This is a genomic window from Nocardia sp. NPDC056064 (assembly GCF_042266925.1).
Taxonomy (GTDB): Bacteria; Actinomycetota; Actinomycetes; order Mycobacteriales; family Mycobacteriaceae; genus Nocardia.
In genome coordinates this window covers 4646084-4671066 of the sequence record NZ_JBHJWO010000001.1, presented here as the reverse complement: position 1 = coordinate 4671066, position 24983 = coordinate 4646084, and the positions used below count along the sequence as shown (strand labels likewise).

13 protein-coding genes, 1 tRNA gene and 1 pseudogene are annotated in these 24983 nt (G+C 71.1%); 7 read left to right on the top strand and 8 right to left on the bottom strand.

Translation table 11 applies throughout. The features are described 5' to 3' along the window. Positions 1 to 114: 114 nt before the first annotated feature. The 3 genes from ACFC06_RS21805 to ACFC06_RS21795 all read right to left on the bottom strand — a co-directional run bounded on the left by ACFC06_RS21805 (position 115) and on the right by ACFC06_RS21795 (position 14319). Entirely contained in the window at positions 115 to 5928 is a 5814-nt protein-coding gene (locus ACFC06_RS21805; RefSeq protein ID WP_375934080.1) for an amino acid adenylation domain-containing protein, read from the bottom strand. Positions 5929 to 6003: 75 nt separating this feature from the next. Then, positions 6004 to 13257: an amino acid adenylation domain-containing protein gene (locus tag ACFC06_RS21800; RefSeq protein ID WP_375934077.1), complete on the bottom strand. Its 7254-nt coding sequence runs from the start codon at positions 13255 to 13257 to the stop codon at positions 6004 to 6006. A 240-nt stretch (positions 13258 to 13497) separates the two neighbouring features. Then, a complete protein-coding gene (locus tag ACFC06_RS21795; protein ID WP_375934074.1) occupies positions 13498 to 14319 on the bottom strand; it encodes a M23 family metallopeptidase in 822 nt (273 codons plus the stop codon). Positions 14320 to 14620: 301 nt separating this feature from the next. On the opposite strand from ACFC06_RS21795, the gene ACFC06_RS21790 reads away from it, so the two are divergent. Then, positions 14621 to 15652: a nitronate monooxygenase gene (locus ACFC06_RS21790; protein WP_375934071.1), complete on the top strand. Its 1032-nt coding sequence runs from the start codon at positions 14621 to 14623 to the stop codon at positions 15650 to 15652. A 74-nt stretch (positions 15653 to 15726) separates the two neighbouring features. After that, a complete protein-coding gene (locus ACFC06_RS21785; RefSeq protein ID WP_278264599.1) occupies positions 15727 to 16119 on the top strand; it encodes an SCO5389 family protein in 393 nt (130 codons plus the stop codon). A 118-nt stretch (positions 16120 to 16237) separates the two neighbouring features. Here the strand turns inward: ACFC06_RS21785 and ACFC06_RS21780 are convergent, their stop codons facing one another. The 3 genes from ACFC06_RS21780 to ACFC06_RS21770 all read right to left on the bottom strand — a co-directional run bounded on the left by ACFC06_RS21780 (position 16238) and on the right by ACFC06_RS21770 (position 18984). Continuing rightward, a complete protein-coding gene (locus ACFC06_RS21780) occupies positions 16238 to 17875 on the bottom strand; it encodes a long-chain fatty acid--CoA ligase (RefSeq protein ID WP_375934068.1) in 1638 nt (545 codons plus the stop codon). Positions 17876 to 17988: 113 nt separating this feature from the next. Further along, on the bottom strand, positions 17989 to 18369 hold the full coding sequence (locus ACFC06_RS21775; RefSeq protein WP_375934065.1) for an ArsR/SmtB family transcription factor: 381 nt from the start codon (positions 18367 to 18369) through the stop codon (positions 17989 to 17991). Positions 18370 to 18405: 36 nt separating this feature from the next. Further along, positions 18406 to 18984, bottom strand: a complete 579-nt coding sequence (locus ACFC06_RS21770; protein WP_375934062.1) for a TetR/AcrR family transcriptional regulator — start codon at positions 18982 to 18984, stop codon at positions 18406 to 18408. Between the two features lie 106 nt (positions 18985 to 19090). On the opposite strand from ACFC06_RS21770, the gene ACFC06_RS21765 reads away from it, so the two are divergent. Together ACFC06_RS21765 and ACFC06_RS21760 are read left to right on the top strand one after the other, a co-directional pair. After that, positions 19091 to 20803, top strand: a complete 1713-nt coding sequence (locus ACFC06_RS21765; RefSeq protein ID WP_375934059.1) for a phytoene desaturase family protein — start codon at positions 19091 to 19093, stop codon at positions 20801 to 20803. Next, a pseudogene (locus tag ACFC06_RS21760) lies at positions 20799 to 21020 on the top strand (PaaI family thioesterase); the annotation flags it as partial. The gene ACFC06_RS21765 and the pseudogene ACFC06_RS21760, both read left to right, overlap by 5 nt. A gap of 1 nt (position 21021) precedes the next feature. On the opposite strand, the gene ACFC06_RS21755 reads toward ACFC06_RS21760, so the two are convergent. Next, positions 21022 to 21621: a TetR family transcriptional regulator gene (locus ACFC06_RS21755; protein ID WP_375934056.1), complete on the bottom strand. Its 600-nt coding sequence runs from the start codon at positions 21619 to 21621 to the stop codon at positions 21022 to 21024. Positions 21622 to 21693: 72 nt separating this feature from the next. Here ACFC06_RS21755 and ACFC06_RS21750 point away from each other — a divergent pair, with 72 nt between their 5' ends. Further along, positions 21694 to 22833 carry an acyl-CoA dehydrogenase family protein gene (locus tag ACFC06_RS21750; RefSeq protein ID WP_375934053.1) on the top strand — a complete coding sequence of 380 codons (1140 nt, stop codon included), beginning with the start codon at positions 21694 to 21696 and terminating at the stop codon, positions 22831 to 22833. Between the two features lie 99 nt (positions 22834 to 22932). Further along, a complete protein-coding gene (locus ACFC06_RS21745) occupies positions 22933 to 23706 on the top strand; it encodes a DUF1542 domain-containing protein (RefSeq protein ID WP_375934050.1) in 774 nt (257 codons plus the stop codon). Positions 23707 to 23716: 10 nt separating this feature from the next. Here the strand turns inward: ACFC06_RS21745 and ACFC06_RS21740 are convergent, their stop codons facing one another. Then, complete coding sequence (locus ACFC06_RS21740; RefSeq protein ID WP_375934048.1) at positions 23717 to 24331, bottom strand: hypothetical protein; 615 nt, start codon at positions 24329 to 24331, stop codon at positions 23717 to 23719. A 226-nt stretch (positions 24332 to 24557) separates the two neighbouring features. Between ACFC06_RS21740 and ACFC06_RS21735 the strand changes: the two genes are divergently transcribed. Beyond that, positions 24558 to 24630: transfer RNA gene (locus ACFC06_RS21735), tRNA-Arg, on the top strand. Positions 24631 to 24983 lie beyond the last annotated feature (353 nt).

Genomic DNA, 24983 nt, shown 5'->3' with positions numbered 1-24983 from the left:
TAGCCACACCTACCTTGCTACCGCCGACCGTCGCCGAGGTGTGCGCCACGACACACCAACTCTCTCGAAACGAAATCGTAATCCCCCGGCGACCCGTTACGGGCCGCTATCCGACTACCGCTCGAAAAGGGCGAGGACCTGCGCCGTTACCGGGCCGATCGTGGCCGATGCCACGGGTGAGAGCAGTTCGTTATGACCGGAGTCCACCGGATGATCGGTGATGACCCCACCGATATGGGCCCGCCAGCGCGAGGCGCCGCCGCGTAGCGCCGCCGGATCGCGCAGGGCGGTGAAGTAGGTGAGATCACCGTCGTATCGGGTCGGCGACAGTTCGGTCACCGCCGCCACCGTGTGCAACGCGCCGCGATACATGCCGACGAACTGCTCGCGCGAGATCGGGATGTCCGCGGCCAGCGTGGCGTGCAGCGCGCCGACGGCCTCGTCGCCCAGCTCGGTGAGCCGGTCGGCGGCGGGCAACTGGTGATCCGGGATTCCCAGCTCGATCAGGGCGTGGCGCAGCTCGTCCCGGAAGCCGGTCAGGTCGGCGCCGGGGACGCTGTCGAGCATGATCAGCGAGGCCACCGTCTCCCCCTCGGCCTGGAGCCGGGTGGCGACCGCCTGCGCGAGCACACCGCCCAGCGACCAGCCGAGCAGATGGTAGGGCCCGTGCGGCTGCGCGCCACGGATCTCGGCCAGGTACCGGTCGACCAGTTCCCCGGCCGAGGCGGGCCGGAAATCGGGGTCGCTCAGCGCCGGGGACTGGATGCCGATGATGGGCTGCTCGGCGGGCAGGTGCGGTTCGAGGCTCGCGTAGGCCCACGCCAGGCCCGAGACGGGGTGCAGGCACAGCAGTGGCGGGCGGTCGCCGCCCGCGCGGATCGGCAGCACCACGGCGAGTGCGGCGGCCAGGTCGCCCGCACCCGCGTGTTCGTCGCCGACACGGGCGGCCAGCCCGGCCACGGTCGGGTCGACGAAGAAGGCGGCCACGGTGAGTTCGGCGCCGGTGCGCTCGCGCAGCAGGTGCACCACGCGCGTCGCCAGCAGGGAGTTGCCGCCGAGGGCGAAGAAGTCGTCGTCGAGGCCGGGACGTTCGGCGCCGAGGACCTCGGTGAACACCGCCGCCACGGCGATCTCCTCCGGGCTCTCCGGCGCCCGGTAGGTGCGGGGTTCGAGGGCAGGCGCGGGCAGGGCGGCACGGTCGAGTTTGCCGTTGGCGTTGAGCGGCAGGTGATCGAGGACGACGAACACCGCAGGCACCATGTAGGACGGGAGCACCTGCGCCACAGCTGCTTTCACGGTGTTCACGGACAGATCGGCGCTGGGTTCGGGCACGACGTAGGCGACCAACCGGTCACCGAGTCGCGTGTCGGTCTGCGCGATGACAGCGGCCTGCGCGACCCGCGGCACGGCCAGCAACGCGGCTTCGATCTCGCCGAGCTCGATCCGGAAACCGCGGATCTTCACCTGGAAGTCGGTGCGGCCCCGGTATTCCAGTTCGCCCGCGGCGGTCCAGGCCACGAGGTCGCCGGTCCGGTACATGCGGGCCGACGCGTCGAACGGGTCGGCGACGAAGCGGTCGGCGGTGAGGTCGGGGCGGGCGAAGTAGCCACGGGCCAGCTGGTCCCCCGCGAGGTACAACTCGCCCGAGACACCGACCGGCACCGGGCGCAGACGCGCGTCGAGGACATAGACGCGACTGTTCCACTCGGGCGCGCCGATCGGGACCGTGGTGCGGTCCTTCGCGGTGACGCGGTGATCGGTGATGGAGACCGCGGCTTCGGTGGGGCCGTAGAGATTGTGCAGGGCGGCGGAGTTGCCGTCGAGGAACCGCTGGGCGGTCGCGGCGGGCAGCGCCTCGCCGATGGCGAGTACGCGGCGCAGCGAATCCGGCAGGGCGCCAACGGCTTCGGTGAGCAGGGCATCGAGCATGGACGGCACGACATGCAGCGTGGTGACCGCCTGCCGGGCCAGCGTCCGCAGCAGGTACGCCGGGTCGCGATGCCCGTCGGGCGCGGCGATGACCAGCCGTCCACCACACACCGCCGCCGACCAGAATTCCCACACCGAGAGATCGAAGGTCGCGGCGGTCTTCAACAGCACCGAGTCGTGGGGTCCGAGGCCGAATCGCTCTGTCTTCCACCGCAATTGGTTGACGATCGCGCCGTGCGACACGGCGACACCCTTGGGCTTGCCGGTCGATCCGGACGTGAAGATCACGTAGGCCGTGTTCTCCGGCCGCAGCACACCCCGCCGCTCGTGCGTGGTGATCGGCGTGCCCGCGATCCCGGCCAGCTCGACCGCATCGATGGCGACCACAGGCGGGGCACCCGCCGCGGCCGGGTCTGCCACTGGCGCACCGAATCCGTCGCGCGTGGTCGTCAGGACGCGGACCGGCGCGGCGGTGTCGAGGATGTGGGCGATGCGGTCGGCGGGCTGGTCGGGGTCGATCGGCACATAGGCCGCGCCCGCCTGGGTCACCGCGTACATGGCGACGACCAGATCGGTCGACCGCCGAATGGCCAGGGCGACGCGGTCTTCCACGCCGACCCCCTGGGCGATCAGGTGCCGGGCCAGCCGGTTCACCCGGTCGGCGAAGTCGTCGTAGGTGAATTCGGTGCCGTCGGGATCGACCAGCGCCACCTCCGACGGGTGGGCGGCGGCGGTCCCGGCGAACAGCGCGGCCAGGGTGGTCGGAGCGACCGGATGGCCGGTGTCGTTCCAGCCGTGCAGGATTCGCTCACGCTCGGCGACCGAGAGCAGCTCGAGCTCGTCGACGGGGCGCTCGGGTGCGGCGGCGACGGCGGCCAGCACCCGGGCGAAGCGGTCGGCGTAGCCCTGGGCGGTGGCCGCGTCGAAAAGGTCGGTGGCATAGGTGAACACGCCGCTGATGCCCTGGGCGATGCCGTCGGCGTCGTAGTGGTCGGCGACGATGGCGTGCAGGTCGAACTGCGAGACCGCCAGGTCGACGTCGACCGCCTCGACCGCCGCCTGCCCCAGTTCGAGACCGGTGCGGGTGAGGTTCTGGAACGACATCCCCACCTGGAACAGCGGGTGCCGCGCCGTCGAGCGGGCCGGGTTGATCGCCTCGACCAGCCGCTCGAAGGGCAGGTCGGCGTGGGCGAAGACCTGTAGGTCGATATCGCGCTGGCGGGCCAGCAGGTCGGCGAAGGGCTCACCGGGAGTGAGGGTGGTGCGGAAGACGAGGGTGTTGACGAACATGCCGATCAGGTCGTCGAGCGCGGCCTCACCGCGCCCGGCGATCGGGGTGCCGATGGCGAGATCGTCGGTACCCGCCAGCCGGGCCAGGGTCACCGCGAGCGCGGTGTGCACCACCATGAACAGCGTGGCGCCCTGCTCGCGGGCCAGGGCCACCAGCGCGCGATGGGTCTCGGCGTCGATCTCGACCGGCACCCGCCCGCCCGCGAAGGACTGCACGGCGGGCCGCGCCCGGTCGGCGGGCAGGTCCAGCTGGTCGGGCAGCCCGGCCAGGGCCTCGCGCCAGTAGGCCAGCTGCGCCGAGGCCAGCGAGTCCGGATCGTCCTCGCTGCCGAGCAGCGCGCGCTGCCACAGCGCGTAGTCGGCGTACTGCACGGGCAGCGGTGCCCAGTCCGGCGCGGCACCGGCCGCGCGGGCGCCGTAGGCGAGCATGAGATCGCGGGTCAGCGGGGTCAGCGAGGAACCGTCACCGGCGATGTGGTGCACGACCACGGCCAGCACCGATTCGGCGTCGCTCAGCTGGAACAGCGCCACCCGCACCGGCACCTGGCTGCGCACATCGAATCCGGACGAGCCGAGTTCGTGGGTGGCGGCGGTGAGCTGATCGGCGGTGATCCGCCGCACCTCGAGCCGCGGCGTGGCGTCGGAGGCGGCCAGCACCTGCTGCACCGGCCCGTCCTCGGTCTCGGGGTAGATGGTGCGCAGCGTCTCGTGCCGGGCGACCAGATCGCCCACCGCGGCCCGCAGCGCCTCGACATCGATCGCCCCGTCGAGCCGCACGGCCATCGGGATGTTGTAGGCCACCGAGCCGGGATCGAACTGGTTGAGGAACCACATCCGCTGCTGGGCCAGCGAGAGCGGGACGCGCTCCGGCCGCCGCACCGCCACCAGCGCGGGCCGCGCCCCGGCGCCCGCGGTCTCGGTGAGCCGCTGGGCCAGCGCGCCCACCGAGGGCACCTCGAACAGCAGCCGGACCGGGAAGTCGGTGTCGAGCGCGGCGCCGAGGCGCGCGGCGACCTGGGTGGCCAGCAGCGAGTTGCCGCCGAGGGCGAAGAAGTCGTCGTCGAGGCCCAGCGTCGCGTCCTCGGCCAGGTCGAGCACCTGCGCGAAGGTCCCGGCGACGATCTGCTCCACCGGTGTGGTCGGCGCGCGGAACTCCGCGTGCTCGAGCACCGGTTCGGGCAGCGCCCGCCGGTCCAGCTTGCCGACCGGGGTCAGCGGGATGGTGTCCAGCGGCATGATCACGGTGGGCACCATGTGCGCGGGCAGGCTGCGTTCGGCGACGGCGACGAGTGCGACCGGGTCGACGGTGGCACCCGGCGCGGCATGCACGTAGGAGACGAGAATCGTGGCGCCGCTGTCGAGTTCGTGTCCCACCGTGGCGGCGAAGTCCAGGCTCTCGTGACTCGACAGCACGGCGTCGATCTCGCCGAGCTCGATGCGGAAGCCACGTATCTTGACCTGGAAGTCGTTGCGGCCCACGTATTCCAGCGCGCCGTCGGCGGTCCAGCGCACCAGGTCACCGGTGCGGTAGAGGCGGGAACCGGCCGGGTCGAACGGGTTGGCGACATAGCGTGACGAGGTCAGGCCGGGGCGGGCGTGGTAGCCGCGGGTCAGCTGGGCGCCGGTGATGTAGAGCTCGCCGGTGACGCCGGGCGGCACAGGGCCGAGCCGGTCGTCGAGGACGTATTCGGCGACGCCACCGATCGGCCCGCCGATGGTCAGCGGGTCGCCGGGCTTCAGCGGCACACTGATATTGGTGACGATGGTGGTCTCGGTCGGCCCGTACACATTGTGGAACTCCCGCAGGGTCCCGTCGGCCAGCGGAACGGCCCAGCGCCGCAACAGATCCGGCGGACACGCCTCCCCGCCGACAGCGACCACCCGGAAATCGTCGAGCCCGGCCGGATCGATCGAGGCCAGCGCGGCGGGGGTGATGAACGCGTGGCTCACCCGCTCGCGGCGCAGCAGCGCGGCCAGGTCGTCGCCGCCGAACACGCTCGGGTCGACGATCACCATGGTCGCGGCCGCGCCGACCGCCAGCAGCAGTTCCAGCAGCGACGCGTCGAACGATGGCGAGGCGAAATGCAGGGTGCGCGAGCCGGATTCGACGCCGTAGAGCCTGCGCTGTTCCTCGCAGAACGGTGCGAGCCCGGCCTGGCTCACCGCGACGCCCTTGGGCAGGCCGGTGGAGCCGGAGGTGTAGATGATGTAGGCCAGATCCTCCGCGCGGACCGGGCGCAACCGGTCGGCATTGGTGATCGGCTCGCCGGAGACCTCGTCGAGCAGCGCCTCGGCCCGCGGACCGTCGATGGCCAGCCAGTCGACCTCGGTGGGCAGCCGGTCGGCGACGGCGGTGACGGTCAGGCCGAACACGGCGCCGGAGTCGGTCACCATGTGCGACACGCGATCCGGCGGATAGTTCGGGTCCACCGGCACGAAACCGGCACCCGTCTTGGTGACCGCCCAGACCGCCAGCACCGATTCGATCGAACGCGAGATGCCAAGGGCCACCAGATCGCCCGCGCCGATGCCGCGCGCGATGAGCAGGCGCGCGATCCGGGTGGACCGCTCGTCGAGTTCGGCGTAGGTGCGGCTGTCGATGGTGCGGGTGGCGTCGGCGAGGACGACGGCGGTGCCGTCGGGAGCGGTCTCGACGGCGGTGGCGAGCAGCTGCGCCAGGGTGGTCACCCGGGGGCGCCGCGTGCGCACCGGTCGGGTCCGTGCCGGTCGTGTCATTGCTGTTCCACCTCACCCATCACCGAAACTTGTTGCGCGCGGGCAGGATCAGGCGACCGGCGCGCGCAGATCCCCGAGTACCAGGACCACCTCGGCCGGGCCGGGGTCGGCCGGGGCCGCGTCGTCGGCGATCACGGCCCGCAGGTCCTCGAGGTCCGTGGTGTCGATCGCCTCCAGCGTGGCGCGGTCGCCGAACAGGTGGCTCACCCATTCCTCGGCGAGTGCCGCCGAACTCGCCAGCACCATCGACGCACCGGCCACACCGGCCGCGACCGGCTCGACCAGGGCGGCGAAGCTGTCGGCCGCGCCGTTGCCGAAGGTGCGCGACTCGTAGGTCAGCTCGGCGTCGGCGCGCACCCGCGCACCGGCGGTGGCCAGTTCGTCGTAGCTGCGCACGCCGTCGGCGCCGACGAAGGCCGGGTCGCCGCCGCGCAGGGCCCTGGTGCGATCGGCGTAGGTCACCGGTCGCGCGGACTGGGTGGACAGTTCGGTCCGCACCGCCGCGTCGTCGAGGACCACCCAGTCGATCTCCCCGCCGCGCGCGCTGCCCAGGGTGATCCCGATCTTGGCGCACGGCTCACCGATGGCCCGCCCATCCGGCACCGGCACCACGGCCGCACCGGACTTGAGAACGGCCCAGACGGCGACCGCCCAGTCCACGCCACGCGGAAGATCCAGCGCCACACCGGTTCCGGGCCCGAAACCACGGCCGATCAGCAGCCGGGCCAGCCGCGAGGAGCGGGTGTCGAGCTGCTCGAAGGTCAGCGATTGCTCGCCCCACACCAGCGCCGGGCCGTCCGGATCGTCCTCGGCCGCCGCGGCGAACGCCTGGGCGAGGGTGGTACCACCGGTCGGCGCGCTCGCGGCGGCGGCCTGTTCGGCGCCACCGAGCAGCCGGGCGCGTTCCTGCTCGTCGAGGATGTCGATATCGCCGATACACAGCTGCGGGTCGGCGGCGACCGCGGTCAGGATGCGGGCGAAGCGGGTGCCGAGCGTGCGCACGGTCGCCTCGTCGAACAGGTCGGTGGCGTAGTTGAACAGCGTCACCAGCTCGTCGGGCTCACCGGCCGCGGTGAAGCGCGGTTCCACGTCGACCTGCAGATCGAACTTGGCCGCCACCGCGGTCTCCAGCGCGGTCACGGTGAGGCCAGGCAGTTCCAGCGCGGCGGCCTCGTTGTTGCTGAAGGTCAGCGCCACCTGGAACAACGGGTTGTGCGCGCTGCCCTTGCCCGGCGCGACGACCTCGACGACCCGCTCGAACGGCAGGTCGGCGTGGGCGAAGGCGCCCAGGTCGGTGTCGCGGGCCAGGTCGACGGCCTCGTCGAAGGACCCGGCCGGGTCCAGCGGTGTGCGCAGGGTCAGCGTGTTGACGAACATGCCGACCAGCTCGTCGAGCGCGCGCTCGCCACGACCGGCGACCGCCGTGCCGACGGCGATGTCGGAGGTCCCGGAGAGCCGGGCCAGCAGCACGGCCAGCGCCGCGTGCACGACCATGAACAGCGACGACTTGTGGTCGCGGGCAAGCTGATTCAGCCGCGCGTGCACCTCGGCGGGCAGCCGCAGTTCGGTGGTGGCGCCGCGCAGCGTCGGGACCGCCGGACGCGGCCGGTCCTGCGGCAGTTCCAGCAGCGGCGGCAGACCGGCCAGCTGCTCGCGCCAGTAGTCGAGCTGTTCGGCCGCGCCCGAGCCGGGCTCGTCGTCGGCGCCGACCACCTCACGCTGCCACAGCGCGAAATCGGCGTACTGCACCGGCAGCGGGGTCCAGGCCGGGGCCTGCTGCCCGGCGCGGGCCACGTAGGCGGTCATCAGGTCGCGGGCCAGCGGCGCCAGCGAGGCGCCGTCGGCGGAGATGTGGTGCACCACGAACACCAGCAGCCAGTCGGCGGCCGAGCCGTCGGTGAGCAGCCGTACCCGCAGCGGCACGTCCTTCGTCACGTCGAAGCCGGCCTCGGCCAGCTCGGCGACCCTGGTCAGCACCTCGGTGGTGGTCTCCACCGTGAGCCCGTCGGGCAGCACCTCGGCGACCGTGCGGATCTCCTGCACCGGGTTGCCGTCGACGGCCGGGAACCGCGTGCGCAGCGACTCGTGCCTGCCGAGCACATCCAGCACCGCCGCGTCGAGGGCGGCGACATCGAGTTCGCCGGTCAGGCGCAGCGCGAAGGGGATGTTGTAGGAGCCCGAGGCCGGGTCGAGCTGGTTGAGCACCCACATGCGCTGCTGGGCCAGCGACAGCGGAATCCGTTGCGGCCGTTCGGCGGCCACCAGCGCGGGCCGGGCGGCACCGGCGGCCGCGCCGATCCGGGCGGCCAAAGCCGTCACCGTGGGCGCCTCGAACAGGTCGCGGATGGTGATGTCGGCGTCGAGTGCCTCGTTGATCCGGGCGATGGCGCGGGTGGCCATGAGCGAGTTGCCGCCGAGCGCGAAGTAGTCGTCGTCGGCGCCGACGCGGCCCATGCCGAGCAGTTCGGCGAACACGCCCGCCACGATCTCCTCGGCGGGGGTGGCGGGTGCGCGGAACTCGCCCGCGGTGAAGGTCGGAGCGGGCAGGGCCTTGCGGTCGAGCTTGCCGCTGGTGTTGAGCGGGACCTCCGCCAGCGACACCAGCGCGGCCGGAATCATGTACTTGGGCAGCGATTCCCCGATGGCGGCCAGCAGCGGCGCCTGCTCGATCTCGGCACCCGGCTTGGGCACCACGTAGGCGACCAGCTGCTCACCGGCCGCCGAATCGGCGACGATCGCCACGGCCTGGCTGACGTCGGGCTGGGCCAGCAGCGCGGTCTCGATCTCGCCGAGCTCGATGCGCTGACCACGGAACTTCACCTGGAAGTCGGTGCGGCCCAGGTACTCCAGCACGTGCGTGTCGTCGGCCGAGGTGCGCCAGACGACGAGGTCACCGGTGCGGTACATCCGCGCGCCGGGCTCGAAGGGGTTGGCCACGAACCGATCCGAGGTGAGATCCGGCCGGGCGACATACCCGCGCGCGAGCTGGTCACCGGCGAGATACAGCTCGCCGACCACCCCGGACGGGACCGGGCGCAGCCGCGCGTCCAGCACGTAGACGCGAGTGTTCCACTGCGGCACACCGATCGGCACCGAACCGCGATCGGTCTCACCGGCGGGCCAGTAGGTCACCGACACGGCCGCCTCGGTGGGGCCGTACAGGTTGTGCACCTGCGCGGTGGACACCGCCCGCAGCGCCTCGACCGTCTCCGGCGGCAGCGCCTCGCCGATGGCGAACACCTCACGCAGCGTGGGGATCGAGCCCGCGGGGGTGTGCGCGGCGAACACGGTGAGCATCGACGGCACGAAATCCGTCACCGTGACACTCTGGGCGGCAATGGTTTCGGCGATGTAGGCCGGGTCGCGGTGCCCGTCGTGGGTGGCCACCACCAGCTTGGCGCCGGTGCGCAGCGGCATGAAGTAGCCCCACAGCGACACGTCGAAGGTGGTGGCGGTCTTCTGCAGGTACACATCGCCCGGGCCCAGCGGGTACTCCGCGAGCATCCAGGCGGTCTGGTTGTCGATGGCCGCGTGCGAGACCGCGACGCCCTTGGGGCGGCCGGTCGAGCCCGAGGTGAAGATGACATAGGCCGGATGCTGCGGCAGCACCGGGCGCAGCAGCTCGGCGGCGGTCAGCGGCGCGGCGGAGAAGTCTTCCAGCGCGACGGTATCCATGGTGATCACCGGCGTACCGGCGGGCACCTCGACAGCGTCGGCGCTGGTGGTGAGCACGCACACCGGCTGGGCGGTGTCGAGGATGTGGGCGATGCGCTCGGCCGGGTGGTCCGGGTCCAGCGGTACGTACGCGCCACCGGCGGTGACGATGGCGTACATCCCGACCACCAGGTCCAGCGAGCGCCGCACGGCCAGGCCGACCAGCGATTCCGCGCCGACCCCGCGCTGCACCAGCAGCCGGGCCAGCCGGTTCACCCGCTCGTCGAACTCGCGGTAGGTGAGTTCGGTGCCCTCGTAGGCGACCGCGACGGCATCGGGGTGCGCGGCCACGGCCGCGCGGTAGCCGTCGAGCAGCAGGGCCGAGGGCAGTTCGTGCGCGGTATCGTTCCAGCGCACCAGGATTCGCTCGCGCTCGGCGGGCTCGAGCAACTCGATCGCGCCGACCGGGCGGGCCGGATCGGCGACGACCTGGGTGAGCAGACGCACCAGCCGGTCGGCGAAACCGGCGACGGTGGCCTCGTCGAACAGATCGGTGGCGTAGGTGAACGCGGCCGAGACGCCGTCGGCGACCCCGGCGGTCTCCAGCGGCACCATGGTCAGTTCCAGATCGAACTTCGCGAACGGCGTGGCCAGATCGACCCCGGCGACGGTGAGACCGGGCAGCTGCAGTTCGGTGTTGGCCAGGTTCTGGAAGGTGAGCATCACCTGGAACAGCGGGTGCCGCGCCATGGACCGGGCCGGGTCGAGCAGTTCGACCAGGCGCTCGAACGGCACATCGGCGTGGCCGAAGGCCGCCACATCGGTGGTGCGGACCGTGCCGAGCAGCTCGTCGAAACTGCGGGCCGGGTCGACCTCGGTGCGCAGCACCAGGGTGTTGACGAACATGCCGATCACGTCGTCGAGCACGGCCTCACCGCGCCCGGCCACCGGTGTGCCCACGGCGATGTCGGTGGTGCCCGACAGCCGGGCCAGCAGCACGGCCAGCGCGGTGTGGACCACCATGAACAGCGTCGAATTGTGTTCGCGCGAGAGGCGATCCAGCGCGGCGTGGACGTCGGCGGGGATACGGAAGTCGTAGCTCGCGCCGCGGTTGGTCATGGCGGCGGGGCGCGGCCGGTCGGCGGGCAGGTCCAATTGTTCGGGCAGCCCGGCCAGTTCGTCACGCCAGAACGAGATCTGCTGGGCCAGCAGCGAATCCGGGTCGGATTCGGCGCCAAGGGTCTCGCGCTGCCACAGGGTGAAGTCGGCGTACTGCACCGGCAGGTCGTGCCAGCGGGGGGCCAGCCCACGCAGGCGGTCGGAGTAGGCGGAGATGAGGTCGCGGGTCAGCGGCGCCATCGAGAAACCGTCGGCGGCGATGTGGTGGACCACGCACAGCAGCACGTGTTCCTGGGCACCGAGGCGGAACAGGCGCAGCCGCACCGGCGGTGCCTGCGTCACGTCGAAACCGGCCACGGCCTGCGCGCCGATCAGCGCGGGCAGCTGGTCGGCGGTCGCGTCGACCACCTCGAGCCGCGGGACCGCGCGCGGGTCGCGCACCGGCAGCACCAGCTGCACGGCGTCACCGTCGACCTCGGGGTAGATGGTGCGCAGGACCTCGTGACGGGCGACGAGATCGGTGACCGCGGCACGCATGGCGGCCAGGTCGAGCACGCCCGACAGGCGCACCGGCAGCGGAATGTTGTTGGCGCCACTGGCCGGATCGAACCGGTTGAGGAACCACATCCGCTGCTGCGCGTAGGACAGCGGGATCTGCTCCGGGCGCACCTGCGCCGTCAGCGGATGACCGGTGCCCACCCCGATATGCGATTCGACCCTGGCCGCCAGCGTCGAGACCGTCGAGGCCTCGAACACCAGCTGCACCGGCACCCGGGTCTCGAGCGCGGTACCGATGCGGGCCACCGCCTGCGCGGCCAGCAGCGAGTTGCCGCCCAGCTCGAAGAAGTCGTCGTCGGCGCCGACCTGCTCGCTGTCGTCGGGAACCAGCAGATCCGCGAACACCCGCGCCACGATCTCCTCGACCGGGGTGCTGGGCGCGCGGTAGGCGCGCGCGGTGAAGGTGGGCTCCGGCAGGGCTTTGCGGTCCAGCTTGCCGACCGGGGTCAGCGGGATCTCGTCGAGCAGCATGACCGCCGCGGGCACCATGTACGCGGGCAGCAGCCCGGCCAGGTGGGTGGTGAGCTCGGCCGGGGTCACCGCGGCGCCCGCGCGGGGCAGCACGTAGGACACCAGCGAGGTCGCGCCGCTGGCCAGCGTGCGGCCCAGGGTGGCGGCGAAGTCCACGTCGGGGTGGGTGGTGAGCGCGTTGTCGATCTCGCCCAATTCGATACGCAGGCCACGGATCTTGACCTGGAAGTCCGAGCGGCCCAGGTACTCGAAGTCACCGGAGGTGTTGCGGCGCACCAGGTCACCGGTGCGGTAGAGACGGCCACCGGGCGCGCCCGCGTCGGCGCCGAACGGATTGGCGACGAAACGCTCCGCCGTGAGCCCCGGACGGTCCAGATATCCCTGTGCCAGTGCGGGTCCCGCCAGATACAACTCGCCGACCACCCCGGCCGGCACCGGCCGCAGTCGCGCGTCGAGCACGAACGCGGCCACGCCGGGGATCACCGAACCCAGCGTCACGGGCTCGCCGGCGACCATCTCGCCGGTGGTGACCATGACCGTGGCCTCGGTCGGCCCGTAGGCGTTGAACACCGAACGACCCTGTGCCGCCCAGCGATCCACCAGTTCCGGGCCGAGCTTGTCACCACCGGTGACGACCACGCGCACGGTCTCCACCGCGTTCACGTCCACCGACTCCAGCGCGCCCGGCGTGATCAGCAGATGCGAAACCTGTTCGCGGCGAACCAGATCGGCCAGCTCGACGCCACCGAACACCGTCGGCGGCACCACCACGAGGGTCGCGCCCGCGCTGAAGGTGAACAGCATCTCCATCAGCGAGAAGTCGAAGCTGGGCGAGCTCAGATGGGTGACCCGCGCGCCGGCCTCGATGCGGTACTGCCTGCCGACCGCGGCCATGGTCGCCAGTCCGGCCTGGGTCACCGCGACGCCCTTGGGCAGGCCGGTGGAGCCGGAGGTGTAGATGAGGTAGGCCGGGTGGCGCTCGTCGAGGGTGCGGACCCGGTCGCTGTAGGAGATGGCGTGCGCGGGGCGGGCCGCGACGGCGGCGGCGAGGGTGGGGTCGTCGAGTTCGAGCCAGGCGGTGCTGTCACCCAGGCTGTCGCGGTGCGTGGTGGTGGTGATGCCGAGCACGGCCCGCGAATCGGTGACGATGTGGGCGATGCGATCGGCTGGGTAGGCGGGGTCGATCGGCACGTAGGCCGCGCCGGTCTTGGCGACCGCCCACACGCTCAGCACCGACTCCACCGAGCGGGTGATCGCGACGGCGACGATGTCACCGGGGCCGACACCGCGGCCGATCAGCTCGCGGGCGAGCTGGGAGGACTGCTCGTCGAGTTCGCGGTAGGTGAGTTCGCGCTGGTCGGCGGGCTCACCGGTGGGGTTGAACCGCAGGGCGACGGCCTCGGCGGCTGATTCGACGGCTGCCGTCAGCAACTGCCCGAATGTCGGACTGCTCGACCGGCGACGGCGGTTACCGCGGGCAGAACGACGGGCAGTTTCCATTCGGGTTCATTCACCTCTCATCGAGCCTGGACGCGCGGCGACACCGCACCGTGCAGATCGAGCCATCATATCGACCGGTCACATCGCCCTGCCGGTCGCGCCGGTGCCCCCAGCACTCGGGGCCCTGAGGAGTATCGGCCCGACCCCGGACGGTGTTGCCGGATCAACAGCAAAGTGACGGGGGTCATACCAACCACCGCCACTGTGCCCACGCGGGTCATCCGCGCTCGAAACGCTCACTCAGTGCGAGGAGGGACCCCACTCCAGCGGCACACCCTTGGAGGCGAGGTAGGGCATCGGGTCCATCTTGGCGCCGCCCTGGTCCCAGATCTCCAGGTGCAGGTGCGGGCCGGTGGACTGGCCGCGGTTGCCGACGGTCGCGATGACATCGCCCGCGTTGACCCGCTGACCCTCGCTGACCAGCATCTCGTTGACGTGGCCGTAGACCGCGGTGGTGCCGTCGTCCTGGAGCACCCGCACCCACAGGCCGAAGCCCGAGGCCGGGCCCGCCTCGATGACGGTGCCGTTGGACACGGAGTGGATGGGGGCGCCGATCTGGTCGGCGAAGTCGAGGCCGTAGTGCATGGCGCCCCAGCGGGAGCCGTAGCCGGAGCTGATCGGGCCCGCGACCGGGCGCACGCTCTGCGACGGCGCGACCTGGTGCTGGATGCCCTGGAGGATGTCCTCGACCTGGCTGAGCGGGCCCGCGATCTCGGGCGGCAGGTTGCCGATGCCGAACGGCGCGGCCACGGGGGCGGCGATCGGGGCGGCGACGGCGTCGACCTGGGTGGGGGCCTCGGTGTGCGCGGAGACTTCCTGCGCGGCGACCAGGTTCACGTCCTGGCGGGCCGACTCGGGGACGACGGAATCCTGCACGTCGTCGTGGCTGGGCAGCAGCGGGGCGGCGTAGGCGATGGTGGGGGCGATCTGGGCGGCGATGCCGACCAGGGCGCCGGTGGCGACCGCGGCGCTGGCGGCCACGCGCACCCGATCGGTCCGCGAGGGCTCGGCACGGTGCCTGCTGGGGCGCCCGGCCGCTCCGTCACCCAGCAGAGCCTGCACGGAGATCGATTCGGGGCCAACCCGGTGCTGCGACAACGTTTCGTCCTAGCGTCCGACTACAAGGAAAACGTCACCGGCGGGGCCGGTCCGGGAGCCTCCGAAGTGGTACCCGGTGCCGAACTGTCTGTAACGGTTCGGCATCCGTTGTGACGGGAACTCTACTCGGCCGTGATCATTCCGCAACCTTCCGGGGAATAAACGCAGGTAGATGACGTATCGCACAGTGACCGAAGTCGTGTCCGGCGGCTCACACCGGACGCCAGGGGGCTGGACACGCGCCGGGGCGAGCAGACTCTGACCCATGGTGCTCGAGAGCTTGCGTGTCCCCATCGTCGCCGCGCCCATGGCGGGCGGCCCCACCACCGCGGAGCTGACCGCCGCGGTCTCGGCCGCGGGCGGCTTCGGCCAGGTCGCCGCCGGCTACCTCACCGCGCAGGCGCTGGCCGAGCAGATCGCGGCCACCCGTGCCGCCACCGCCGCGCCGTTCGGCGTCAACCTCTTCGCGCCCGGCCCGGTCACCGAACCCGCCGACTACGCCGGCTACCTCGCCGAACTCGGCGCGCGGTTCCCCCTGGGCAGCCCGACCCACGACACCGACGCCTGGGCCGAGAAGCTCGACCTGCTGGTGGCCGACCCGGTCGCGGTGGTCTCGACCACCTTCGGCTGTCCCAGCGCGGTGGAGGTCGACCGCCTGCACGCCGTCGGCACCGAGGTCTGGGTGACCGTCACCTCCCCCACCGAGGCGCTGATCGCCGTCGACGCGGGCGCCGACGCCCTGATCGCCCAGGGCGCCGAGGCGGGCGGCCACCGGGCCGGCTTCCACGACGTCCCGGCCGACGACCCCGTCGACCCGCTCGCCCTGCTGCCCCTGCTGCAACTGCTCACCGCCGTCACCGACCGCCCGCTCGTCGCCGCGGGCGGCATCGCCACCGGCGCGGGCGTGGCCGCCGTGCTCGCCGCGGGCGCGCGGGCGGCCCAGATCGGCACCGCCCTGCTGCGCTGCGCCGAGGCGGGCACCAACGCGGTACACCGGGCCGCGATCGGCTCGGCCGAACCCACCATGCTGACCCGCGCCTTCACCGGACGCCGCGCCCGCGGAATCCGCAACCGCTTCCTCGTCGAGCACTCCGCCGACGCGCCCGCCGCCTACCCCGAAATCCACTACGCCACAGCCCCGCTGCGGGCCGCCGCCAGGGCCGCGGGCAACCCCGACGAGGTGAACCTGTGGGCGGGCCAAGCCCATTCGCTCAGCACCGGGCAATCGGCAAGCGAACTGGTCAGCGACCTCGCCGCCGACGCGAAAAGCGCTCTCCGAAAAGCACTTTCGGAATGAATCCAGGGTTATTGACAACGAATTTCGTTTAGACTCGGACAGGCACACCCCGCCCCAAGCAGGAGGAGAGCGCCATGTCCCTCGATGTACCCGCCGCCTTGCTCGAACGCGCCGAACAGGGCGATATCGACGACGCGGAATTCGTCGAATGCGTCCGCACATCACTGCCCTACGCCTGGGAAGTGGTGAGCCGGGTCGCCGGCGAACTGCGGGACGGTGACGCGGAATTCGCCGACAACGTGGTGCCCCCGCCGGACGAGGTCGCCCGCGGTCAGCTGCTGCGCGCCCTGGCCTCCGACGCCATCCGCGGCGGGCTCGAGCGGCACTTCGGCGTGAAGCTGGCCTTCCAGAACTGCCACCGCGTCGCGGCGTTCCCGCTGTCGTCGGTGGGCGGGGAGACCTACACCCGCTACATCAGCCCCCGCGCCCAGCTCCTCAACCAGAGCCCCGAACTGCGCAACTGCTGACTTTCGGTCGACAACTGAATATCGACAACTGCATCGCACAACAGAATCCGACAACCGAATACGACGACAGCGGGCGTGGAAGCGAATTCCACGCCCGCTGTCGGTCCTACTCCGGGACTCAGCCCAGGGTGACGACGTCCAGCTCGCCCTCGGCGTACTGGGCCCGCAGCCGCTTCTTGTCGAACTTGCCGACGCTGGTCTTGGGCACCTCCGCGATGAAGGTCCAGCGCTCGGGCAGCTGCCACTTGGCGAACTTGTCGGCCAGGAAGTCGCGCAGTTCGGCGGCCTCGGTGGCCGAACCCTCGGCCCGCACGATGGCCACCAGCGGGCGCTCGTCCCACTTCTCGTCGGGCACACCGATCACGGCGGCCTCGGCGACGGCAGGATGGCCCATCACCGCGTTCTCCAGATCCACCGAGGAGATCCACTCACCGCCGGACTTGATCACGTCCTTGGAGCGGTCGACCAGGGTGAGGTAGCCGTTGGGGCTGATCTTGCCGACGTCACCGGTGCGCAGCCAGCCGTCGTCGAACTTGTCCGGGTCGATCTCGGCGCCGGTGGGCGAGTAGTAGGAGCCGGTGATCCACGCGCCGCGCACCTCGAGCTCGCCGAGCGATTCGCCGTCGTTGGGCACGACCTTGCCGTCGTCACCGACCAGCCGGGCCTCGACATTGGCCGGGAAACGACCCTGCGTGTAGCGGTAGGCCCACGCCTCCTCGCCCTCGGCGCCGGCGGGCGCGTGCGCGACGCTGCCCAGCGGGGAGGTCTCGGTCATGCCCCAGGCGTGCAGGATGCGCACGCCGTGCTTCTCCTCGAACGCGCGCATCATCGACGGCGGCACCGCCGAACCACCGACCACGGCGGTGCGCAGGTGCGAGATGTCCTGCGGCTGGGCGGCCAGCGCGGCCAGCACGCCACCCCAGATGGTCGGCACGGCGGCGGCGAAGGTCGGCTTCTCGGCGGCCATCATCTCCAGCAGCGGCGCGGGCTGCAGGAAGCGGTCCGGCATCAGGATGTTGGCGCCCGACATCAGCGCCGCGTACGGCAGGCCCCACGCGTTGGCGTGGAACAGCGGCACGATGGCCAGCACGTAGTCAGAGCCCTGGAAGCCCATGCCGTTGGGCGAGTTCACCTGCATGGCGTGCAGCCAGTTGGAGCGGTGCGAGTAGACGACGCCCTTCGGGTCACCGGTGGTGCCCGAGGTGTAACACATCGCGGCGGCCGAACGCTCGTCGATCACCGGGAAGTCGAACTCGGCGGACTGTGCGTCGAGCAGCTCGCGGTAGGCGTGCACCTGCACACCCTCGGGCGCGGTGAGCGCGGCGGCGTCGCCGTTGACGACGATCACGTGCTTCACGGTCTTCAGGTTCGGCAGGTACTGCGCGAACAGCGGCAGCAGCGTGCCGTCGACGAGCACCACCTGGTCCTCGGCGTGATTGGCCACGAACACCAGCTGCTCGGGGAACAGCCGGATGTTGAGCGCGTGCAGCACCGCGCCCATGGCGGGCACCGCGATGTAGGCGGTCATGTGCTCGTTGTTGTTCCACATGAAGGTGCCGACGCGGTCACCCTCGCCGATGCCGAGCCCACGCAGCGCATTGGCCAGGCGCGCCGAATCGGCGCCCAGCTCGCGGTAGGTCATGGTCCGTACGCCGTCGCCGGTCCAGGTGGAAACGATCGAATCGCCCTGGAAAGTGGTGGCGTACTTCAGCAGTGTGGCCAGCGACAGCTGGTCGTTCTGCATGGTGCTCAGCATTGTGGTGCTCCTTCGGTCCCTGCCATGGCATGAGCCACGTCACACCGGATGCTACCGAAAAGTATGCGTCGGGAGATTGTTTCCTCCGGCAACATTCCTGCAGGTCTGTAGGGTCACCGCGAAGTCGGCGGCGGGTCGTGCGGCGGCTGGGCCCCGGGCCCGCGATGATGCGCCGGGACGCCCGGTCCGGCGTGCTCGGCGTTGTGCACCGCGTCGACCACCAGCCGGCGCACATGGTCGTTGTCGAGGCTGTAGTAGATCGTGGTCCCCTCCCGCCGGGTCCGCACCAGCCGCGCCATCCGCAATTTCGCCAGATGCTGTGACACCGAGGGCCCGGCCTTCCCCACCCTGGTGGCCAGCTCGGTCACCGACAGTTCCTCATCGGCCAGTGCCCACAACACCTGCACCCGCGTCGCGTCGGCCAGCATCCGGAACACCTCGACGACCAGACCGACCTGGTCCTCGTCCAGCGGCGGGCGCTTGTCTGCGGTCATGCGCAGATAGTAGAGAACCGCCGAAGGCGCAGCACCTCAGGCGGCGGTCGGCAGGGCCGAGTCGATCAGCAGTTTCACCGCGACGCGCGCGTCGTCGAGCGGCTCGGTGGTGCGCGCCCCACGGCTCTGCGCGATGGCACCCTCGACCGCGCTGACCACCGTGCTGGCGACGACCTTCGCGGTCGCGGCTTCGGCGCCGGATTCGATCAGGGCGGCGGCGATCTTGTCGGTCCAGATCGCGAAGACCGCGGCGGAGGCCGCCTGCACGGCGGGTTCCTGCGCACCCGCCTGCGCGGCCGCCAGGATCGGACACCCCATGGTGTAGTCGCTGCCGGTGAGGACCTGTTCCCAGTGATCGATGATGCCGTCGATCGCTCCGGCCGGGGTCCGGGTGGCGAGCAGGTCGTCGAGCAGCGCGGAGATGGTGCGCCCGGCGGCGTAGGTGGCCTGCTCGAACAACTCGGACTTGCCCGCGGGAAAGTGCTGGTAGATCGAGCCACGCGCGGTGCGGCTGTGCGCGAGCAGATCGCTCAGTCCGGTCGCGTGCACACCGCGCTCGCACATCAGCGCGATCGCGCTGAGCAACAGTCGCTGCCTCGGTCCCTGCGTGGTCACCGAGCCTCCTTTCCCCGAAAGACACTATAGACCGACCAGTCTATCGTCCTGTACCGTTCGAGCACGACATAGACCGACTGGTCTATCGAGGCGAAGGGACAACGGCATGCAGGACTGGGACGCGATCGTGGTCGGCAGCGGCATGGGCGGGATGACCGCCGCCGCGTATCTGGCCGCAGGCGGGCGCCGCACCCTGGTGCTCGAACAGGGCGACGTCCTCGGCGGCTGCACCCATGTGTTCCGCCGCAAAGGCTACGAATTCGAGGTCGGCGTGCACTATCTGGGCGACTGCGGCCGCCCCGAGGGCAATATCCCGACGATCCTGCGCGGCCTCGGCGTCGACAAGCACGTCGAGTTCGCCGAGATCGACCCCGACGGATTCGACGTGCTGGCCTTCCCGTCGGTGACCTTCCCGGTGCCGCGCGGCTGGGACGCCTACCGCGACCGGCTCATCGAGACCTTCCCCGACGACGCCAAGGCACTGCGCCGATACGTGCGCGTCATCCGCAAGCTGGCCGACGTCGTCGACCGCGCCACCACACCCGCCTCGTTCGGCGGCAGCGCGGCGATGGCGGCCCGCGCGGGCTGGGCGGCGCCCTTCGCCCTGGTGCCACTGACCCGCCTGTTCGACCTCTGCGGCATCGGTCCCGCACCCCGGCCGGTCCTGGGCGGGCAGACGCCGGCGTACGCGTCCCCCGGTGACCGGGCACCGGCGATCGTGCAGGCCGGATACCTGAAGAACTACGTCGAGGGCGGCGCCTACTTCCCCGTCGGCGGCGGGCAGGTGCTCTCGGCCACCATGGCCGAGGTCGTGCGCGCCAACGGCGGTGACTTCCGGCTGAACGCCAGGGTGCGGCGGATCCTGGTCGAGGACGGGCGGGTGCGCGGGGTCGAACTCGACGGCGGGGAGACGATCACCGCGCCGGTGGTGGTGTCCAATGCCGACGTCAAACGCACGTTCCTCGAACTGCTCGACCCGTCGGCGGTCTCCGCGCGCACGCGCAAACGGGTCGCCGGGTACACGATGGCGTGGCCGCTGTTCAACACCTATCTCGGCCTCGACATCGACCTGTCGCAGACGATGAGCAGCGCCCAGATCTGGAAGTTCCGCTCCGACAGCGACTTCGGGCCCATGCAGCGCGCGCTCAGCTGGGAGGCCGCGGGGCGCGACCGTGACCGGTGGCTGCGACTGGTGCGCGAGAACATCGCCGCGATGATCCACATCGCCGGGAACAAGGACCCGCACACCCCGTACGCGCCCGCGGGCCACTCGGTCGTCGAGATCATGACGTATCTGCCCGCCGATCACGACCTGTGGGGCGTGCGCGCGGGCGGCCCGGTCGCCGGGGAGAAGTACCGCGACAACCCCGACTACCTGGCGGTCAAGGACGCGGTCACCGAGATCCTGATCGATCTCGCCGCCGAGGTCATCCCGAACCTGCGCGAGCACCTGGTGTGGCAGGAGGCGGGCACCCCGATCACCCAGGAGCGCTACACCCATTCCTCAGGCGGCGGCTCCTATGGCATCGAGATGAACCTGCGTCAGCTCGGCCCGTTCCGCCCTGGCCCGACGACCGAGATCACCGGGCTCTACCTCGCCGGTGCCAGTCAGGGCTGGGGACCCGGTGTGGAAGGGGTGATGTTGTCCGGGGTCGGCGCGGCCGGTGCCGTCCTGCGCCGCGACCTGTTCACCGAGATCCGCGGCGGCACCGTCCTCGGCAATGCCGACCAGCTCCCGACCCACGGCACGGACTGGGACCCGCTGGCCGTGGCCACCGACACCCGGCTGCGCGGCCAGAAGGCACGCAAGCAGCGCTGACCACACCACCCTGGGCCCCGGACTGGGCTACTCCACCCTGGAACTGAAGGTGAACTTCATCCGCACGGTCGCCACCGACGGACAGCGCCTGACCGCCACCGGCACCACCGTGCACGTCGGCCGCCGCACCGCGACCGCCGAGGGTCGCGTCGTCGACGAGCGCGGCAAGCTCGTCGCCCACGGCACGACCACCTGCCTGATCCAGCCGCTCGGCTGAGTCAGCGCAGGGCGGTCTCGGCCAAGGTGGTCCAGTCGGCGAGCACCTGCTTGCGCCGCGCCCGGTCACGGCCGACCATCTCGTCGAGCGTCGCGCCACGGACGAGGTCGATGGTGAGCCAGAAGGTGCTCTCGAGACGTTCGCGGGCGATGTCGGGGGCGATCAGTTCGGCGCAGCGGTCGAGGAGTTCGACCGTGAGATCGTGCTGGACGCGCAGCATCTCGCGGCGCAGCGCGGCGTCGTTGGCGATGCCGACGTAGAGCTCGACCGCGGCGCGGCCCAGTTGTCCCGCGAACGTGGCGGTGACCAGTCGCACCAGCACCGCACCGGCGGAGCTCTCCCCGGCGAGCGCTTTCGCCTTGCGCTGCATGGCTTCCCGCTGCCGGTCGGTGAGATGGCCGATGGTCTGCGCGAACAGCTCGGCCCGCGTGTGGAACTGGTGCAGCTGGGCACCGCGGGTCACCCCGGCGCGGGCGGTGATGTCGGCGATGGAGGCGCCCGCGTAGCCGACCTCGGCCAGGCTCTCGATCGCGGCGTCGAGCAGCAGCGTCCGCGTGCGCAGACTCTTCTCCTGATGCTTGTTCGGTGGCAACGCGGGCATCGGACCAGTATACGGGCTGAAAATTCCGTGCTGCCTTGCACGCAATTCCGTGTGACACGTACTGTGACAGGCATGGCTGTAGACCGGATGCTGCCCACCGACGAAGCGCGCGAGCTGATCGAGCTGACCCGCGACATCGCCGACAAGGTCCTCGAACCTCGGGTCGCGGAGAGCGAGAAGACCGGCGTCTTCCCCGAGGGCGTGTTCGGTGCGCTCGGCGCCGCCGGGCTGCTGAGCCTGCCGTACCCGGAGGAGTTCGGCGGCGGCGCGCAGCCCTACGAGGTCTACCTGCAGGTGCTCGAGGAACTGGCGAGCCGCTGGGCGGCCGTCGCCGTCGCGGTGAGCGTGCACGGCCTGAGCTGCCACCCCCTGTTCACCTACGGCACCGACGAGCAGAAACAGCAGTGGCTGGCCGGCATGCTCTCCGGCGAAACCGTCGGCGCCTACAGCCTTTCCGAGGCCCACGCCGGGTCCGACGCGGCCGCCCTGCGCTGCCGCGCCACCCCCGTCGACGGCGGCTACCGCGTCACCGGCACCAAGGCGTGGATCACCAACGGCGGCCGCGCCGATTTCTACACCCTGTTCGCCCGCACCGGCGAGGGCTCGCGCGGTATCTCCTGCTTCCTGGTCCCCGCCGACACCGCGGGCCTGAGCTTCGGCAAGCCCGAGGAGAAGATGGGCCTGCGCGGCATCCCCACCACCACCGCCGCCTACGACGACGCCTTCCTGCCCACCGAACGCCGCATCGGCGCGCAGGGGCAGGGCCTTTCGATCGCCTTCAGCGCCCTGGACGCGGGCCGCCTCGGCATCGCCGCCGTCGCCACCGGTGTGGCCCAGCGCGCCCTCGACGAGGCCGTCGCCTACGCCAAGGAGCGAGAAGCGTTCGGCCGCAAGATCATCGATCACCAGGGCCTCGGTTTCGTCCTGGCCGACATGGCCGCCGCCGTCGACACCGCCCGCGCCACCTACCTCGACGCGGCCCGCCGCCGCGACGCCGGTCTGCCGTACTCACGCCAGGCCAGCGTCGCCAAGCTGGTCGCCACCGACGCGGCGATGAAGGTGACCACCGACGCCGTGCAGGTCTTCGGCGGCTACGGCTACACCCAGGACTTCCCCGTGGAGCGCTACATGCGCGAGGCGAAGGTCATGCAGATCTTCGAAGGCACCAATCAGATCCAGCGCCTGGTGATCGCCCGCCACCTCGCCGGGTAGCTATCCCGCCACACGCTGATCAACACAGGTCGGCACGATCGGGCAACCAGCCAGTAAACTCGATGGCATCTCGAGACCTCGACGTGAAAGAGGTGCGCGATGCTGTGGTGGCTGGTCGTGATCGTGATCGTCTGCGTGGGTCTGCTGCTGTATCTGCGCGCCGAACAGAACCGGCGCACAGCGAGGGAACTCGAGGAGGCCCAGGCCGACGCCAGGGTGACCATCGAGCGCCTCGGCGGGCAGGTCTACCAGCTCACCCCGCGCAACGAAGCCGCCCGTCAGGCGCTGGCCGACGCCTCCGAGCGCTACAACGCCGCGGGCGGCCAGATCGACCGCGCCACCTCCGCCGCCCAGGCCGTGCTGGCCAAACAGTCCGCCGTCGAGGGCCTCTACTACATCGCCGCCGCCCGCACCGCCATGAACATGGACCCCGGCCCGCCCATCCCCCCGCTGCCCGGCCAGGACATCGCGGGCCGCGTCGACAAACCCCGCGTCATCGAACACGACGGCCGCCGCATCGCCGCCTCCCCCGCCGCGTCCCCCGGCACCCCGAACTACTACCCGGGCGGTCGCGTCGCCGGTCGTCCCGTCCCCGCAGGCTGGTACTCCGAGCCCTGGTGGCGGCCCGCGCTGATCGCGGGCGCCTGGGGCGCGGGCTCGGCACTGCTGTTCACCTCGCTGTTCGCCGGAATGCCCGGGGTCGGCTACGACGCGCAGGCCTTCGAGGACGGCGCCGGGGAAGCCGCGCTCGACCAGGGCGACCCGGGCGTCGACCCCACCGGATTCGACGACCCGAGCGGGTTCGACGACCCCAGCTGGGGCGGCAGCACCGACACCGGATTCGACGGGGGCTTCGACGGCGGATTCGCCTGAGCGCGACCGGTCAGCTCCTGGTCTGGCATTCGGCCAGTTCCGCGGTCTCCCGCCGCACCTGATCGGAGGCGGGCAGGCGGTCGGCGACGAGCCGCACGCGCGGATTCTGATTCGCGATCTGCTCCGCGGACGCCGCGATCAAATCGCGAGCGGCGGTTTTCAAATGCTCCGGATCGCCCGGATCGACCGCGGCCATCTCGGTGGCCCTGGACCGGTCGGCCAGGTGCAACCCGTCGAACAGCAGGATCAATTCGGCCTGCGCCGACCGCCATTCCTCCGGGAACAGCTCCGGAATGGGCAACTCCGCGACCCCACGACGCGCGGTGTCGGCAGCCGTGGCCCGCGCCGTCAGCATGGCCGCCGCCGCGTCTCGATACCGCACCGGCGTCAACTGCCCACCACCCGCCTCGGCCGCCTGCAGATCAGCGCGATACCGCGTCTGCACCACACACACCGACCGATAGAACGCCACCATCTCCGCCTGCACCGCGGGCCCCGCCCCCTCGATCTCGGCCGCCCGAGCCACCACCGCCGGATCGGCCTCCCGCGTCACCGCCGTCCCCACCAACCCCCCTTCCACCGCACACCCACCCAGCACCCCACACGCCGCGACCGCGACCAGCACACCCCGAAAACCCGCCCGACCAGCCATGACCACGTACTCCTCGGAAGAAGAACACTCAGCATGCCCACCATCGCCCCACGGGGCGGAAACAAACCGACGCTAGATCACCATCCCCCGAGTACCCCACCCCACACCCATTTCACATCCGGCGTGTCGCCCCACCACCAAGGTTGTAACCACCCCACCCCCACCCGGTAGACTCCCCTCTCGTCCCCCCGGGACCCCCGCCTTCGTAGCTCAGGGGATAGAGCACCGCTCTCCTAAAGCGGGTGTCGCAGGTTCGAATCCTGCCGAGGGCACCCAAAACATGGCCAACCGCGGAGCGGTTGGCCATGGAGGAGGCGTACCGTATCTGACCAGCGTCTTCTCGGATTGCTGACACCCATGCCGGTGCGTGTTCGCCCACCGGGCAGCTCGAAACTTGTCTTGAAGCGGCTGCGAATCCTCGATCACGGCTGACCTGTCCGATGCCAGCCCATTGACGGATGTCGACGGCATGCGACATCTTCGGCCAGGCCGAGCGTGCGTGCCGATGAACGGTGGCGGGCTGGAGCACGATCTCTGGCCGGATAATCGCACCGTCGCCGATCATGGCACCGAAACATGTTTGGTCCCAAGTGCTTTCACGTCATCCTCTAGGGCTGGGATGTGA